Below are 14,985 nucleotides of genomic sequence, written 5' to 3' on the forward strand. Positions count from 1 at the left end.
TTCATTCCTCCTTGCTGCGTTCTAAGATATACACTATGTCACCATCCTTGAAATGCCTGAGTTTCTCGACATCAAGTATCTTTCCTATGATGTTGGTATTTGAGAACCTCTCTCCTGTCGGCCCGAAAAGATCATCATCTGTGGTCTTGACACCTACCATACCAGCCCTTTTTGCTGCCTGATTGGTAACACCGATCTCACCTGCAATGGTCATCTTAGGTGTGTTCTCAGGGAAGATCTCCTTGTATGATTCCGCCGGTTTCTCTGCCTTGAATATATAGGTGTTCTCATAGGTCATCATCACAGGAAGTACGCCCACAGGATTATACTGCAAGCCAACTGCATGTCTGAAGAAGTCAAGGGTCTTGGGAGCAAGATCATCGTAAAGCTCTATTGTCACAAGCATATCCGGGTCAACACCCTGCACTGTGACCTTCCTTTCCTGAAGGATCTCTATGGTCGTGGAAGGGGATTGCCTGACTATGTAGCCATCGTCCTCAGTATAACCTTCCCTTATGATCTCGATACCTTCAGCGCTCATTGCTTCCTGTGCTTCACTGTTGGTCATTCCAAGAAGCATTACCTGATCTGGAATGGATTCGACCATGATCTTCTGTCCATTCTCCACCATCCTGGCAAGCTCAATACCTTTTACCACATGACCAATGACAGAATGCATGATAGATGATGTGCGGCTATCCGTTGAGATATACAACTTACCGGCACCATAGCCAACGGTCCTTACAAAGACAGAACCTGTTGATCGTGCTTCGAAATTCTCGTAAGGTACAAGTTCACCCTGGAACCTGTGGTCAGATATGAATGATGTGGAACTAAGATCAGTGTGGAAAGTTCCGTCCCTGGTCACTGCAAAGAAGAACTCAGCGCCTTCCGGTGCAAGTGGGTCCATCTCTATCTCCACATAAGTGAAGATCTTTGAACCATCCTCAAGCTTAAGAGAGAGATCGGTCGTGGAAATATGATCTCCTGCCTTTTCCCATTCGACAACTGGCTCCACGGACAATATCCTGTCGCATTTTACGAGATCAGAAAGAACGTGTTTGCTGCTTATGAGCCTGGCAAAGACCCCTTCCTCAGGAGCACCATATTCAGAAGCATGTTTGGTCTTACTGATAATGATATGCGTATTTGCCGCATCGCCACCACCTGCTCCAAACAGCATGGTGAACCTCTCCATATCAGTACTTCCACGTACTGGTTCCATGTCTGTGGCAAATGGTCCAAAAGCAAGCGCGTCCCTGCTTGTCCAGCGAACAGGTACATCAGTAAGCTCTTTAAAAACAGATACCCATCTCTTTGAAGATGGGGATGATTCGTCCAGCAGTTCGATCTTGAACTCACCCTTAGAGGTCTTCACGACATATTCCACAGAAGCCTGGGATCTCGTGTCCTCCCTTTCAATGAGTATTCCAACTGCTGAGCCTTTCTTATAAGGTGCGTTTGACACCTTGATGGCGTCCTCAAGGATAGAACCTTGTGGTAATTTCAATTCCTGTCCGTTGATCTCTACCGTTATTTCGCCACTCGTGTCAAACTCCTCCGTAACTTATCAAGACATCATGTTTCTGCTGCCGCCTCCATGCGCTCTTCATCGGTAAGCTGTGACAGAACGGCAGCTGGTTCTCCAACACTGACAACCTTACCATTTCTCATAAGAGCTACACGATCACATATCTCTTCAAGGAAATCCATATCATGTGACACGATGACGAATGTGTCGCCCATCTTCTCACGTGCTTCCAGGATCGACTTTGTGACCTCTTTCTTTGTGAACGGGTCCATGGTACCCGTTGGTTCATCCATTATAATGATATTAGGCTCCTTCATCAATATCTGAGCCAGAGCAACCCTGTGCCTTTCACCTTCACTAATCTCATCTGACATCTTCGATAATATAGATTTTGCCTTCTCATCAGTGAATCCTGTTGCTTGAAGGGTATTTATTGCCTTTCTGACAGCAAGTTCGTATGGAAGGTCTATACCTATTGATTCTGTGAGATTGTCAATGATGGTCCTGTGAGTATAGAGTCCATATTCCTGATGGAGTATACCCATATATTTGACAGCACGGCCCCTGCATTCAGGTCCTGGTTTCCTCATGTCGATCCATTCATCACCGACACGTACCTGGATATCGCCACTTGTTGGCTGTACGATGCCCATAAGGACCTCGGATGTAGTGGTCTTTCCTGCACCACTTGTACCTGCAAGACCGAATATCTCTCCTTCTTTCACATCAAAGGAGACATCATTAACGGCGTAAACAACACCCCTGCTTACGGATATATACTTTTTGACAAGATTGTCCACTTTGATCAGCGGGTCACCGACAACAACGTCACATTTCTTTTCAACAGAGCAGATCATCTCCATGAACTCTTTTGCTACCTCTGAAGGTGCGCCCTCTCTGGTAATTGCACCATCCTCAAGAATGATAGCCTTGTCAGCAAGATCCTCTACTACCTCAGACCAATGTGAAGTGATGACCATTGTCATGTTGTAGTCCTTGACAGCCTTTGCGATCACACTGTGGACCACATCAGCGGTCCTTGGATCAAGCGTACCTGTAGGCTCATCGGCAATAAGGAGCATTGGGTCCCTTACAAGCTGACGGGCAAGTACTACTCTCTGTTTCTCACCACCACTAAGATCACGGGCCACGTGCATCATACGGTGTGAGAGCTGGACCTTTTCCAGAAGTTCCACTGCACGGGCAAGAGCGTTCTCGCTGCTCACGCCGATCTCAGTGAGGGAATTTACCACATTGGTAATGACCCTGTCATCTCCATAGAGAGCGAATGTACGCTGGAGCATGATAGCGATCCTCTTGGTTATCTCACGCCTCTCATTGTCATGCAATGACAATTTGATGAAATCAGCATCAAAGGCCTTGAGGGTATCCTGACCACATGCAGAACATTCCTGTCCTACTTTGCTTGGTGGTTCTATGTGTCCACATTTCTCGCATCTTGCGAGGTGGTATATTACTTCACCACTGATACCTTCATACTCTTCAACACCACGCAGGACGTGCATCAATACTGTTTTCCCTGAACCGCTTCTACCAAGGATACCGAGAACTTGTCCCTCTTCGATCGTCAGGTTTATATCTTTAAGAACTTTGACACCATCAAATTCAAGTGTCAGGTTTTTGACTTCAATGAATAATGCCATTTGATTTCCTCCGCCCAGGGGTGCATAGGAGTCCTTTTGCACTAATAATGATATGCATATCTACTCAAATTACTTAACGGTTTTGCAGATTGCGCACAAAACTAGCCCTGCTGGAGCCCATGCAGACCTGATAACAAGTTTTTAGCGATCTTTTTAAAGAATTACTGTTGGATTATTGAACTCAATACATAAACATAACGCATCTGCTTCGCGGTGTTAACTTCTAAAAAAGGGAGGAGCATAGTGATTTTACAGAGTAACGCCGTTACTTATTTTCTTTACTATGTCCACAACATCAACGATATTGCTTATGTTAATATCTGCTGCATCCATTAGTACCTGAGGTCTTTCATCACCTTGCTGGGATGTAAGTATTCCCACATCAGCCGCCCTCAAAGCCAGTATATCGTTCATGCCGTCACCCACCATGAGAACATTATCATAGCTCTTTTTGAGATCTTTGACTATACGCTCCTTATCATGGGTTGTGGCAACCGGAAAAACATATTCCATTGGAATATCCAGAAAAGACGCAAGTGTACTGAGGTTATGGGCATCATCACCTGAGGCTATGTATATATCAGTACCAAGCTCCCTGAGAGCCCTGACAGTATCAGAAGTACTGGAATACATCTGCCCTCCCGTACTAAGAACATAAGGCACGACATTTTCCTGAGAGTCCACTATCAACCCTGCGGCAATATAGAACACATGTGGACAGCGTCCCCTGACAAGGCTGACAACATCATTGATGTCACTTACCTTTGTACGGTTCTGCCTGATTATACCGTATACATCATCAATATGAAAAGGACTGCTTGAACAGCTTATACCAAGGTCGATATCATATTTTTCAATGAAATTATGAAGTTCCATACCCGGGTCGCAATTAGCCAGTTCGTCAAAACGTGTGCGAAGAACCACAAGTGCCCTGTCTGCCTTCTGCGCCACCAGAAGTGTTGTCTGTATATCCTCAAGGATCGAGCCTGTGCTCATTTCCTTTGCAACACGATACATATGCAACAGTGTCCCGGCACTGTCAAAGACAACAGCAACACGTTTTTTCATAGAGCATGATCGGTATTAATCAGATATATGTTTAGTCATAGCTTCTGAAAAAAGACGGCCAAATAACTAAATGCAAACAACTACAATTCTCACCGGGGTGCCATGACCAGAACCAACCGGATAATAATTGCCTTGATAATACTTATCGCACTGTCATTCGCCTTTGAGGGTATGAAACATTCGGAAACTGAGGACAGTATCATACTCTCAGAACCCTGGGACCACAGTCCTATCACCGTATATATAGATGACAAAGATGTTCCTGAACATTATAGTCCGAGTTACAGGGAAGATGTAGAGAAAGCACTGGAATACTGGGAGAGTGGTGGCAACGGGCAGCTCACATATGAAGCAGACTTCGAGATCGTCGATGTTGATAATGCGGACATACTGGTAATGTGGGTGGATAACCTTGAGGAAGATGCTGGTGTGGATAATGGTGTTGCGGGATTTGCCAGACCATATATCGTGAACGGACGTTTTGAGCGTATTGACATTGTACTTGAGACCGGGAACTACCAGGGATATTCATGGGTTCAGTACGGTGATATTGCCATGAAGGACATAGCTACGCATGAACTTGGACATGCACTGGGACTGGGACACAGCAGTGACAGGGATGACATCATGTACCCTACATATGACCGCAGAGAGAATCTGAACCCTCTGCTGCTCCATTCTACATGGCCTGTACTTTTGCTTCTGATCATCGCAGCAGTTACTATCATCTCGTATCACGGAACCGGCTGGCTTCACTACAGGAAAAAGAGAAAGAACCTCGAAGATGATATATTCAGTGATATGAACGAAGAGGAAAGGAATGAGTGAGAGAACGATCTATCAGGCGATCCTGAGATACTTTGCCGGAGAAATGATAGACTTCTCTGATCACAAGGTTGATCTCTCAGACCTGACCGAATTTCAGCGAATGGTCCTTGAGGAAGTAAGGAAGATACCTTACGGGGAAACCCTGACGTATCAGGAACTGGCCTGCAGGATAGGAAAAGATGGTGCTGCCAGAGCTGTTGGAACTGCTGTTTCCAAAAACCCGTATCCAATAATAATACCCTGTCACCGGGTGGTCTCATCTAATGGAATAGGAGGTTTTTGCGGAGAGACCTGTGGTGAGAAGGTGGAACTGAAAAGAAGGATGCTGGAAATGGAAGCCAGTGCTAAGGAAAAAGATGAATAATACTACGACAGATATTCATAAAGAGATGAGAGCATGTTCGGATGGACAGGAAGAACAGTAATTGTAGACCTTGAAAGCAAAGCGATCACCGAGACCAGGACCAGAAAGGCATTTGCAGAGCAGTTCATTGGTGGTCGGGGACTTGGATGCAGACTGATGGACGAATTTGCAGCACCGGATGTCGACCCGCTGGGCCCTGAGAATCCACTCATCTTCACTACCGGACCACTTACAGGAACATCTGCCCCGATGTCAGGACACTTTGCTGTTACATGTCGGTCGCCCCTTACCTCAACGATATTCAGTTCCAACGCAGGAGGACAGTTCGGAGCAGAGCTAAAATTAGCAGGGATCGATGCACTTATTATAACAGGAAAAGCTGAAAGCCCAGTCTATCTCAGTATATATGACGAAGATGTGGAGATAGTTCCTGCCGAACATCTCTGGGGAAAGAGCACCTCAGAAACAACAGCATTACTTGAAAATAAAGGAAAGGTTGCATGCATTGGCAAAGCAGGGGAGAAGCTTGTCAGCATGGCCAACATTGTCAATGACAGTATCTATTCCAGTGGTCGCGGAGGACACGGGGCAGTTGCAGGCTCAAAGAACCTGAAGGCGATCGTGGTCAAAGGGACGAACAAGGTCCAGATAGCAGAACCCGATGCCTTTGAAAGGGATGTTGAAAAGGTAAAAAAACTGCTGGTAGCAAACCCACCGGCATCGAAAGGACTGAAGAAATACGGTAGCTCAGTCATATCCGACCTGCTTGATCACACTGGAACACTTCCGGCCCGTAATTTCAGTGAGAAAAGATTTCATGGTGCAGAGAAGATCTCAGGAGAGAACATCAGTAGGAATTACAAGATACAGCAGCAACCCTGCTATGCCTGTCCCATCGGATGCAGAAGAATTGCAGAGGATGGAGAACCGATACCTGATTTTGATTCCATATGGGCATTCGGACCAAATATCGGCAACGATGACATGGAACTGATAAGGGAGATGGACAGGCTCTGCTTCGACTATGGACTGGACCCTCTGTCATGTGGTGCTTCGATTGCAGCATACATGGAGGTCAATCCATGGATGGAAATGGACGAAGTGAAAGGGATGGTCCTTGAGATAGGAAATGGGAAGCATGATGCCTGTAAAGGATCACATGCCTATCTGTGTTCTGTAGACAAAGAGGAATACAGCACATCGGTCAAAGGTCTGGAGCTTCCGGGCTATGACCCGAGGGAGATGGCAGGAATGGCTATTGCCTATGCAACATCCAACACTGGCGGGTCACACCTCAGTGCATTCATGGTAGCACCTGAAATAATGGGTAAACCCATGCTGCTTGACAGGAGATCGTTCGATGGCAAGGCTGCCCTTGTGAGGCATTTCCAGAACCTTACCGCATCTATCGACTCCATGGTCATGTGCCCTTTTTCCATGCTTGCTATGGGAGAGGTTGAAATTGCTGCAATGCTCAGCCATGTGACCGGAAAAGAGTATTCTGCCGAAGATGTGCTGAAAGCAGGTGAGAGAATATTCAACCAGGAGAGGATGTTCAACCTTAGAGCAGGGTTCACATGGAAAGATGATATGCTCCCGGAGAGGTTCTTTGGTGATGAAGGAATTGACAGGGAAGAATTTGAGAAAGCGATATCAGATTATTATCATTTCAGAGGTTGGGACGACAATGGCATACCAGCTGAAGATACATTGAAAGGTCTTGGGATCAGCAGGGATGTGAAATGACCGATATTTCTGCAGAATATGAAATTATAAATACATTTATATTAGTTTCTTCTATTATTACATTCCATTATAGCAGACTCAAAGGTTAACTTCTTATATAGCATTGGGAATTATACCCATTAGACCTTTTAAGCTCATAAATAATTGTTACGATTATGGAGGATTTTAAGTGAAAATACAAGTTGAAATTAAAGAACTTAAAGAGGGTAAGTACGTCATTGTAGATGATGAACCCTGTACCATTAAGAGTATATCCAAATCAAAGCCAGGAAAACACGGTTCAGCAAAAGCAAGGATCGATGTAATAGGACTTTTTGACGGACAGAAGAGATCCATCATCGGACCAGTTTCCGATAAGACCTACGTACCAGTTGTCGAGAGAAAGAACGCACAGGTACTTTCACTTGCTGGCGATGTTGCACAGCTCATGGATATGGGCGACTTCTCAACCTTCGAAATGAAGGTCCCTGAAGAGTACAAGGACAGGATCGTTGAGGGTGAAGAGGTATCCTACCTCACCGCAATGGGCAAGATGAAGTTCGATCTTAGATGATCGGACCTCAAACCTTTTCTTCTTATTTTTCATTATTAAATTTATGTTCTACAAACCTGATATGATGGATGCCCTGGCAGATTATGATGCTGCAAGGTATGTTATATTCGGTGTTCCTTTTGATGCAACCTCTTCCTACAGACCGGGAAGCCGCTGGGCCCCTGATGCTATGAGGAAAGCCTCTGCAAACTTTGAGACATATAATGAGTTCTTTGATATCGATTTTGAGGACCTGCTCATACATGATGCCGGCAACCTTGAACCATATTCTTCCGTAGATGAAACACTGGAAGAACTTCACCTTGCTGTTAAGCCTATAGCAAGGGATGGTAAGATACCGATCATGCTTGGCGGAGAGCACTCACTCACTTACCCATGCGTGAAAGCATGTGCAGAAGAAGCAGACGAAGATATCGGATTCGTTGTTATGGATGCACATTTCGATCTTCGTGAGGAATACGGAGGTATCAGGAACAGCCATGCATGCGTTTCCAGACATGTCCGGGATGATATTACTGACACTTACGTTACCATAGGCGTTCGAAGCGGACCAAAGGAAGAATGGGTCTACGCAAAGGAGAACGGCCTCAAATACTACACTTCCGACGATGTACGTGAAATGGGCATCAAGCAGGTAATTGCTGAGGTTAAGGAATACCTTGGATGCAAAAAGATATACCTGTCACTTGATATGGATGCTCTTGATCCCGCATATGCACCCGGCCTTGGCACACCCGAACCTTTCGGACTTACAGATATCGATGTCCGTGAGATCATACGTGCATTAGCCCCGATATCCGTTGGTTTCGATGTTGTTGAGATAGCTCCGGAATACGACAACGGCATAAGCGCACTGCTTGGAACGAAACTTCTCAGGGAGTTCATCGCAGCACATGCTGCAAGTGAGAGATAACCTTATTTTTAACTACTGCAGATAATATCAGATATCTGCTGCACTTCATTTTCTAATTCTTAATATGCCGGTGGTCTTCTGGAAATATCGATCAGGAATGCTGAAAGGAAGGATATCGAAGCCATAATGCTTATCGAAAATAGTTCATTCCACGAGAACATAGCAGAGAGCAGGGAAACCTTTCTTGAAAGGACCGAAGTATTTCCAGATGGCTTTCTGGTATTGATGGTCAATGGAAGGGTGATCGGCTACATTTCCTCGGAACTCTGGGAATATTCAGAAGACATCGATGTAAGACAGTTCCAGCTCGAACACAGCATTATGGACACTCACAGAAGTAACGGTTCAGAGCTTTACATTTCATCTATTGGAATACTTGAAGAATACCGTGGAAGCGGATATGGCAAGATACTGGTCTCAGAACTGGAAAAAAAGATGATCTACAACTACGGGATCAATAGCATTATACTGATCGTTTCTGAGAACTGGACCGCTGCAAGAAGGATCTATGAGAAGAATGGTTTCGAACGTATACAGACGATATCCGGATTCTTCCATGACGATAACAATTCAGATGCTATTGTGATGAGAAAGATCATCTGAACATCATCCGGCCTTTTGTCATTTGTCCTTTTGTGATCCAAGGTCCCACATCTCGATGAAGTTATCGAGAAGCCTGTCAAAAAAGCTGCCTTTGTAGCGTATCATCAGCCCTGCAGCAGTTTCCGGATCAGGAACATTAAAATTGCTCTCTCTGCCATGGACCACCCTGCTGACGACACCTGATGCTACCATTTTATTAAGATGCCATGAAACTGTGGAAGGTGAAAGACCTACACTTGATGAAATTGCCTTGTTGTTAGCCCCGGGGGCTTCCATGAGAATTATAAGAATATGCCTGCAGGCCTTTTTCCTCAGGAATGAAAGTATCATGCGCTCATCTGCACTCAGTTCTTTGTCCCTGACAAAATAGCGGATGAACTGCTCATCCTTAATTGAGTATATCAGGTTCTTCTTCTCCATGTAGTGAAGATGATACTGCAGGTTCCCTACAGCCATACCAAGAACGCGTTCAAGTTCACGCAGGTGGATCCCGGGTGAACTCTGGATAGTTTCAAATATCCTTTTCCGGCCCTCAAGCTCAAATTCCATTTCAGACCTTCTCTTTTGTCATCATGGCAAAGAAGAACAACAGCAATACTACAAAATTGAGGATACTTCCCCACACTTCAAGACTATCTCCTATAGATGGGAAAAATGACTCTGTGGAATCCAGGAAACCCATTAAGAAATAAGCAAAGAATGCAGCAGTGACCAATAACAATTTTCTTCTGCGCTCCCTCAGATATGAAGCGAGGGATATAGTGAAAAGGACAAATGCCAGGACACTTGAAATCAGGACTATCACATTATCGATTTCCATTTCCATATAAGTAAGTCACCTCCTGAAAAGATGAGAAAGGAAGATCTGCTTCCTCTCACTCAGTTGTGATATCCACAAGTTCCAGCATCTCATCACCTTCGGTCACTGATTCCTCTTTGAGGAGACCAACGCCGCTGGCATAATACTTGTGTTCCTCTATTCCCGGTTCAAGTGGTGTCCACTCCTTTGTCTGGAGACAGTTATCGAATGAACCGTATTCCACCGTTACAGACGCATCAAGGCTCAATACTTCAGCCATGTCCTCAGCTTCACCTTCATAGTATTCCTGCTGATAGACATCACCTATCTGCGGGTCTGCTTTCATCAGGATACCAGGTTCTGCTCCATCAACACCAGCTTCCCATGAGCCTGCTGTGCCTACCAGCTCACCGTCATCATACTCTTTGGAATCCTCACCGAAATACCAGACATTGCCTTCGTTATCATTGGCATACCAGTCGAATGTATCTTCCACTAGTTCACCATCTTCCCACTCTCTTTCCCTGATGACCATGGTCGTTACACCCATTATCTCCTTTGTCTGATCGGTGACATACATCTCCACCCTGATATCCTCGCCATCGGATTCACCCTCAAGGATAAAGGTTGTACCTGCTTCCAGTGGGAAATATGGATTTCCAACCGGATCTGTGAAATCTGCCGGGTCAATTATAGCATCTGATCCTTCGTCAGTATCCTCTGCCATAGTATCATCCATCATATCCACAGGCTCTTGTGCATCCATATCTACCATATCAGCTGCTTCCTCCTGCACCTGCTCATCAGGTGTGTCCTCTGAATATGATGTGTCGGCACACCCGGATACAAGTACAAGTGCCATTCCGATCAGAAGCACTAAAATATTCTTAAACATTTTATATTTCATACCAAACCTCCAATTTTCTCTTCCGGAAAGAAAAACGTGTTAAATAAAAATTGGGCTGGTCTATATTAACGATTCTGGTACAGCCATCGAATATTAATACACACTTCGAACAATTGGAGAGATAAAAAAAGAAATACAGATCAATGTAACTGAAAAATAACTATCTGTCCTGAGGGATCGTAAAACTTATCGTAGTACCTTCACCTACCCTGCTCTCCAGAAAGATCTTGCCACCATGCATGTCAATAAGCTCTTTGACCAGAGCCAGGCCGATACCCATACCACTATAGCTCCGGGCATGTGACCAGTCAAGCTGGACGAAGGGATCGAACAACTGTTCCTGTTTCTCTTCAGGAATACCAATACCGGTATCTGTAACTGTTACAAGCACGTAAGTACCTGAACGCTCGATCCTGACCTTTATTGAACCACCGCTGGGAGTGAACTTTATGGAGTTACCTATGATATGATGAAGAAGTATCATGAACTTGGATTTATCCGCAATGGTCCCATCGATATCGTACCCTACATCAAAATCGAGAGATACACCTTTTTTAAATGCGGTGGCCCTTGTAAGCTTCTTCATATCCTCTATCACAGGTAGCATATCAAATTTGGAGAGATGGATATCCCAGTCACCTGCCTCGATCTCTGCAATATATATCAGTGAATTCACTATTTCCAGAAGATTGGAACCTGCATTCTTAACATTATTTGCATATTTCCTCTGTTTCTCATTGAGCTCACCTGACATATCACTCAACAGGACATCAGAGTAACCTATCACAATGTTCAGGGGTGTGCGCAGTTCATGACTGATGTTCGCAACGAACTCGCTCTTTGATTTAGAGGCATCCTCTGCCAGCAATTTTGCCTGTACCAGCATCTTTTCGGTCTGTTTACGCTCAGTTGTATCTACACATATCCCAAGGAAAGTATCCTCGTCGAGCTTCACAGCTTCAACCTGCATATAGAACCGGGTCCCATCCTTCTTCATAAAAAGGAACTCATCGAATGCAAGCTCCCCGCTTTTCACTTTATTGAAATGATTCACTGCCTTATCTACAGATTCCGGGGCGCAGATATCAGGGATGGACATCGATGCAATTTCCTCTTTGGTGTAACCCATAACATAAGAGGCTGCAGGATTTGAATCAATGAATCTGCCAGTGGAATTTGCTACAAAGATGGGATATGGGGAATTATCCACATATTTACGGTATTTAGCTTCACTTTCCTTCAGGAGTTTCTGCGACCTCTTGATCTCCGTGATATCCAGGATATTGCCCACATAGTACAGAGGAGTGCCCTGTTCATCAAATATTATATTAGAATTAAGCAATGCCCATACCGGAGAACCATCTTTGTGAAGATACCTCTTTTCCATCTGGATAGAACTTATCTCCCCTGCAATTAACTGGTTCTGCTGATCGATATTAGCAGGAAGATCTTCAAAATAGCTTATATCACGAAGATGCTTACCTATGAGCTCGTCCTCGGTGTACCCGAGCATTTTACAAAATGCCCCATTGGCCTGTTCGATCACTTTGTCGTTAAAGGACATTCTGACAATACCAATACCACTTGACTCATACATTATCCTGAAGATGGACTCACTTTCATAGAGCAATGATTCTGCCTTCTTTTGTTTGGAAATATCAGCCACTATAGCAAAAGCACTTGTTATATTCCCTGATCCATCTCTGGATACACTTGTATATAACTTGACCCAGACAAGATGGCCCTTTTTGTGGATATATCTCTTTTCGATCTCAAATGAATCGAGCTCCCCTTCCAGGAGCTTATTTACCATTTTAGATTCAGCTCCACTGCGATCAGGGTATGTAATGTCCAGAAAATTCATTGAAAGCAGCTCTTCCCTTGTATAGCCAACTATTTCACAAAAACGTTCGTTGACCTTCTGGAAATTACCTTCCAATGTCATTTGAGCGATACCTACTGCAGATTGCTGAAAAGTCGCTTTGAAAAGTTCCTCATCTTCAGGATCCAGACATGTAGGTTCAATTGACCCATTCTTTTCAACTTCTTCTTTAAGCTTGTTATGCTTATCGATCATCCAGGGGAAATTGCGTCTCTTTTCCAGATGAGCATTCAAATAAGTGACTATTGAAGTATTATCGAACGGCCCTTCAAAATAGTCATCGGCTCCTGACCCGATCAGTCTCAATTTATGGTCACCGGAAAAAGAGGAAACACCGATGAAGATCACTGGTATGAAATGATATTTTTCGGAGAACTTGATCTGCTGACATACCCTATAGGCCTCCGGGTCATTGATATCCTCATCGATCACAATTATGTCCGGTATTGTTGTCTCAAGCATTGTCAGGACAGAAGTACATGGAGTGACCTCTACCACATCGAGATCGTTCTCGATCATACTGTTGAACAGGCTTTTGTTACCAGACCCGTTCTTAGCTACAAATACTACTGGTCCCAATGAATGATCATTCCCACATTAATTGAATCTAAAGAGATAGTATATTTTATATCTGCATCATATATAAAAATGCAATTGATACTTATTTAACAATTCTACATACTCACAGAAAATATTACAGATAGAGTAGATTAAGTTTTTCATTGTGTTCAGGGAGAGAACTTAAAAATCACCTGAACACAGATAATTATTTACCTACTCCAGACAATGACACAAATGAGAATATGTACGATGAAATTGAAGTAGTATGTCCATCATGCTCACCAAAAATGAGTGTACTGCATGATGTTCTGAAATCAGGACAGAATACTGTCGTTCAGTGCCAGGAATGTGGAAATGTCCACCCTGCAAAGATAGAAAAAACGAAGACTTTCAATGTTAAGGTAATTATCAGTAAAGGAGAGGAATCCTTTACGAAATACACACAGTTGGCATCAGAAGATGATGTGACCATTGAAGATGAGATCATCGTTGATGACGGAGAATCTGATGAAGTGTTCCCGATCCTTGTCACAGCAATAGAGGCTGGAGATAAGAGGCCGGAAATAGCAAATGCCTCAGAGATCGATACGATATGGGGCAGGGCTATTGATGAAGTTGTTGTAAAAGTAGCGGTCCACCATGGCAAGAATACGGATGCCCTTCATAAGAGAGTACCCGGCGGGTATGAGTTCATTATAGGCAAAGAAGAGAACATTGACAGGACAAAAGTAAGGATAAAGAAGATCAAGATAAGGGATGGGAGCCTTGAATCTCGAACAGGTATTGCTGTTCCTGCAAAGTTCATCAAAAGGATATTCGCAGAAGAGATCGTCAGTAAGGGATGGGGAGATGGAAGAACCCAATGGAGTATGAAAGGGAAAGGACGCTTCTGATCAGATCACTAGCAGAACAAGGGGTAAGTGAAAGAACCCTTAAAGCAATGAAGAAGGTACCCAGACATCTGTTCGTACCTTCTATACACGCATCAAGGGCCTATGTGGACAGTCCACTGCCCATAGGTCATGCTCAGACCATATCAGCCCCTCATATGGTTGCCATGATGTGTGACCTCCTTGAACTGAAGGAAGGACAAAAGATACTTGAGATCGGTGCCGGCTCTGGCTACAATGCAGCAGTTATGGCAGAGATCATCGGGAAGAAGGGGCAGATCTATTCTATTGAACGCCTTGAAAAACTGGCGGTATTTGCACATGAGAATCTGGAAAATGCCGGATACTCCAACGTAGAGGTTATACTTGGGGACGGTTCCCTTGGCTGGCCTGACAATGCACCTTATGACAGGATATGTGTTACAGCATCAGCACCGGACACACCACATCCACTTATCGAACAACTGAAACCCGGTGGCATCATGGTCATTCCCGAAGGGGAAGGCTATCAGCGCCTGTATATCATTAGAAAATCCCCTGATGGTGAGGTCACAAAGCAGGACTGGGGAGGCGTTATATTTGTCCCGCTGGTAGGGCATCATGGTTTCAACCCATACGACAGCAAGAGGGGAAAAAAGTAAAGGCTGCCAACTGCGAAACTACTTTTAATATTATG

The 14,985-nt window shown here is 44.4% G+C and carries 15 protein-coding genes; 8 read left to right on the forward strand and 7 right to left on the reverse strand.

The genetic code is table 11. The features are described 5' to 3' along the window. Position 1 precedes the first annotated feature (1 nt). From mmp3 to BM008_RS10060, 3 genes are all read right to left on the reverse strand, one after another. The gene (gene mmp3 / locus BM008_RS10050) at positions 2-1,537 is read right to left on the reverse strand and encodes a methyl-coenzyme M reductase-associated protein Mmp3 (protein WP_091936591.1); all 1,536 of its coding nucleotides are present in this window, start codon (positions 1,535-1,537) and stop codon (positions 2-4) included. Positions 1,538-1,578: 41 nt separating this feature from the next. Beyond that, positions 1,579-3,195: a methyl coenzyme M reductase system, component A2 gene (gene atwA / locus BM008_RS10055; RefSeq protein WP_091936593.1), complete on the reverse strand. Its 1,617-nt coding sequence runs from the start codon at positions 3,193-3,195 to the stop codon at positions 1,579-1,581. 249 nt (positions 3,196-3,444) lie between these two features. Further along, on the reverse strand, positions 3,445-4,263 hold the full coding sequence (locus BM008_RS10060; RefSeq protein WP_091936595.1) for an HAD family hydrolase: 819 nt from the start codon (positions 4,261-4,263) through the stop codon (positions 3,445-3,447). Positions 4,264-4,365: 102 nt separating this feature from the next. On the opposite strand from BM008_RS10060, the gene BM008_RS10065 reads away from it, so the two are divergent. The 6 genes from BM008_RS10065 (at position 4,366) to BM008_RS10090 (ending at position 9,270) form a co-directional block, all read left to right on the forward strand. Continuing rightward, positions 4,366-5,091, forward strand: coding sequence for a matrixin family metalloprotease (locus BM008_RS10065; protein ID WP_245748003.1), 726 nt, complete (start codon positions 4,366-4,368; stop codon positions 5,089-5,091). Next, a complete protein-coding gene (locus tag BM008_RS10070; RefSeq protein ID WP_091936597.1) occupies positions 5,084-5,455 on the forward strand; it encodes a methylated-DNA--[protein]-cysteine S-methyltransferase in 372 nt (123 codons plus the stop codon). Before BM008_RS10065 ends, BM008_RS10070 begins: the two co-directional genes overlap by 8 nt. Before the next feature lie 33 nt (positions 5,456-5,488). Continuing rightward, the gene (locus BM008_RS10075) at positions 5,489-7,201 is read left to right on the forward strand and encodes an aldehyde ferredoxin oxidoreductase family protein (RefSeq protein WP_091936599.1); all 1,713 of its coding nucleotides are present in this window, start codon (positions 5,489-5,491) and stop codon (positions 7,199-7,201) included. A gap of 169 nt (positions 7,202-7,370) precedes the next feature. Further along, a complete protein-coding gene (locus BM008_RS10080) occupies positions 7,371-7,754 on the forward strand; it encodes a translation initiation factor IF-5A (RefSeq protein WP_091936601.1) in 384 nt (127 codons plus the stop codon). Between the two features lie 43 nt (positions 7,755-7,797). Beyond that, on the forward strand, positions 7,798-8,667 hold the full coding sequence (gene speB / locus BM008_RS10085; protein ID WP_091936603.1) for an agmatinase: 870 nt from the start codon (positions 7,798-7,800) through the stop codon (positions 8,665-8,667). A 126-nt stretch (positions 8,668-8,793) separates the two neighbouring features. Then, entirely contained in the window at positions 8,794-9,270 is a 477-nt protein-coding gene (locus BM008_RS10090; RefSeq protein ID WP_091936605.1) for a GNAT family N-acetyltransferase, read from the forward strand. 18 nt (positions 9,271-9,288) lie between these two features. Here the strand turns inward: BM008_RS10090 and BM008_RS10095 are convergent, their stop codons facing one another. From BM008_RS10095 to BM008_RS10110, 4 genes are all read right to left on the reverse strand, one after another. Further along, the gene (locus tag BM008_RS10095; protein WP_091936607.1) at positions 9,289-9,819 is read right to left on the reverse strand and encodes a winged helix-turn-helix transcriptional regulator; all 531 of its coding nucleotides are present in this window, start codon (positions 9,817-9,819) and stop codon (positions 9,289-9,291) included. Between the two features lies 1 nt (position 9,820). Next, the gene (locus BM008_RS10100) at positions 9,821-10,096 is read right to left on the reverse strand and encodes a hypothetical protein (RefSeq protein ID WP_091936609.1); all 276 of its coding nucleotides are present in this window, start codon (positions 10,094-10,096) and stop codon (positions 9,821-9,823) included. Between the two features lie 49 nt (positions 10,097-10,145). Continuing rightward, on the reverse strand, positions 10,146-10,976 hold the full coding sequence (locus tag BM008_RS10105; protein ID WP_091936611.1) for a hypothetical protein: 831 nt from the start codon (positions 10,974-10,976) through the stop codon (positions 10,146-10,148). Between the two features lie 160 nt (positions 10,977-11,136). Continuing rightward, positions 11,137-13,437: a PAS domain S-box protein gene (locus tag BM008_RS10110; protein ID WP_091936613.1), complete on the reverse strand. Its 2,301-nt coding sequence runs from the start codon at positions 13,435-13,437 to the stop codon at positions 11,137-11,139. 269 nt (positions 13,438-13,706) lie between these two features. Between BM008_RS10110 and BM008_RS10115 the strand changes: the two genes are divergently transcribed. Next, positions 13,707-14,312, forward strand: coding sequence for an HVO_0476 family zinc finger protein (locus BM008_RS10115; RefSeq protein ID WP_245748004.1), 606 nt, complete (start codon positions 13,707-13,709; stop codon positions 14,310-14,312). Continuing rightward, positions 14,282-14,950, forward strand: a complete 669-nt coding sequence (locus BM008_RS10120) for a protein-L-isoaspartate O-methyltransferase (RefSeq protein WP_091936616.1) — start codon at positions 14,282-14,284, stop codon at positions 14,948-14,950. The genes BM008_RS10115 and BM008_RS10120 overlap by 31 nt, the downstream gene beginning before the upstream one ends. Positions 14,951-14,985 lie beyond the last annotated feature (35 nt).

The organism is Methanolobus profundi (assembly GCF_900114835.1).
Classification (GTDB): Archaea; Halobacteriota; Methanosarcinia; order Methanosarcinales; family Methanosarcinaceae; genus Methanolobus; species Methanolobus profundi.

Excerpts from the sequence above, each read along its gene's own strand:
- atwA (WP_091936593.1), bottom strand. The coding sequence starts at position 3,195 with ATGGCATTATTCATTGAAGTCAAAAACCTGACACTTGAATTTGATGGT.
- BM008_RS10075 (WP_091936599.1), top strand. The coding sequence starts at position 5,489 with ATGTTCGGATGGACAGGAAGAACAGTAATTGTAGACCTTGAAAGCAAA.
- BM008_RS10115 (WP_245748004.1), top strand. The coding sequence starts at position 13,707 with ATGAGTGTACTGCATGATGTTCTGAAATCAGGACAGAATACTGTCGTT.
- speB (WP_091936603.1), top strand. The coding sequence starts at position 7,798 with ATGTTCTACAAACCTGATATGATGGATGCCCTGGCAGATTATGATGCT.
- BM008_RS10105 (WP_091936611.1), bottom strand. The coding sequence starts at position 10,976 with ATGAAATATAAAATGTTTAAGAATATTTTAGTGCTTCTGATCGGAATG.
- BM008_RS10095 (WP_091936607.1), bottom strand. The coding sequence starts at position 9,819 with ATGGAATTTGAGCTTGAGGGCCGGAAAAGGATATTTGAAACTATCCAG.
- BM008_RS10065 (WP_245748003.1), top strand. The coding sequence starts at position 4,366 with ATGACCAGAACCAACCGGATAATAATTGCCTTGATAATACTTATCGCA.
- BM008_RS10100 (WP_091936609.1), bottom strand. The coding sequence starts at position 10,096 with ATGGAAATGGAAATCGATAATGTGATAGTCCTGATTTCAAGTGTCCTG.
- BM008_RS10120 (WP_091936616.1), top strand. The coding sequence starts at position 14,282 with ATGGAGTATGAAAGGGAAAGGACGCTTCTGATCAGATCACTAGCAGAA.
- BM008_RS10070 (WP_091936597.1), top strand. The coding sequence starts at position 5,084 with ATGAGTGAGAGAACGATCTATCAGGCGATCCTGAGATACTTTGCCGGA.
- BM008_RS10090 (WP_091936605.1), top strand. The coding sequence starts at position 8,794 with ATGCTTATCGAAAATAGTTCATTCCACGAGAACATAGCAGAGAGCAGG.
- BM008_RS10060 (WP_091936595.1), bottom strand. The coding sequence starts at position 4,263 with ATGAAAAAACGTGTTGCTGTTGTCTTTGACAGTGCCGGGACACTGTTG.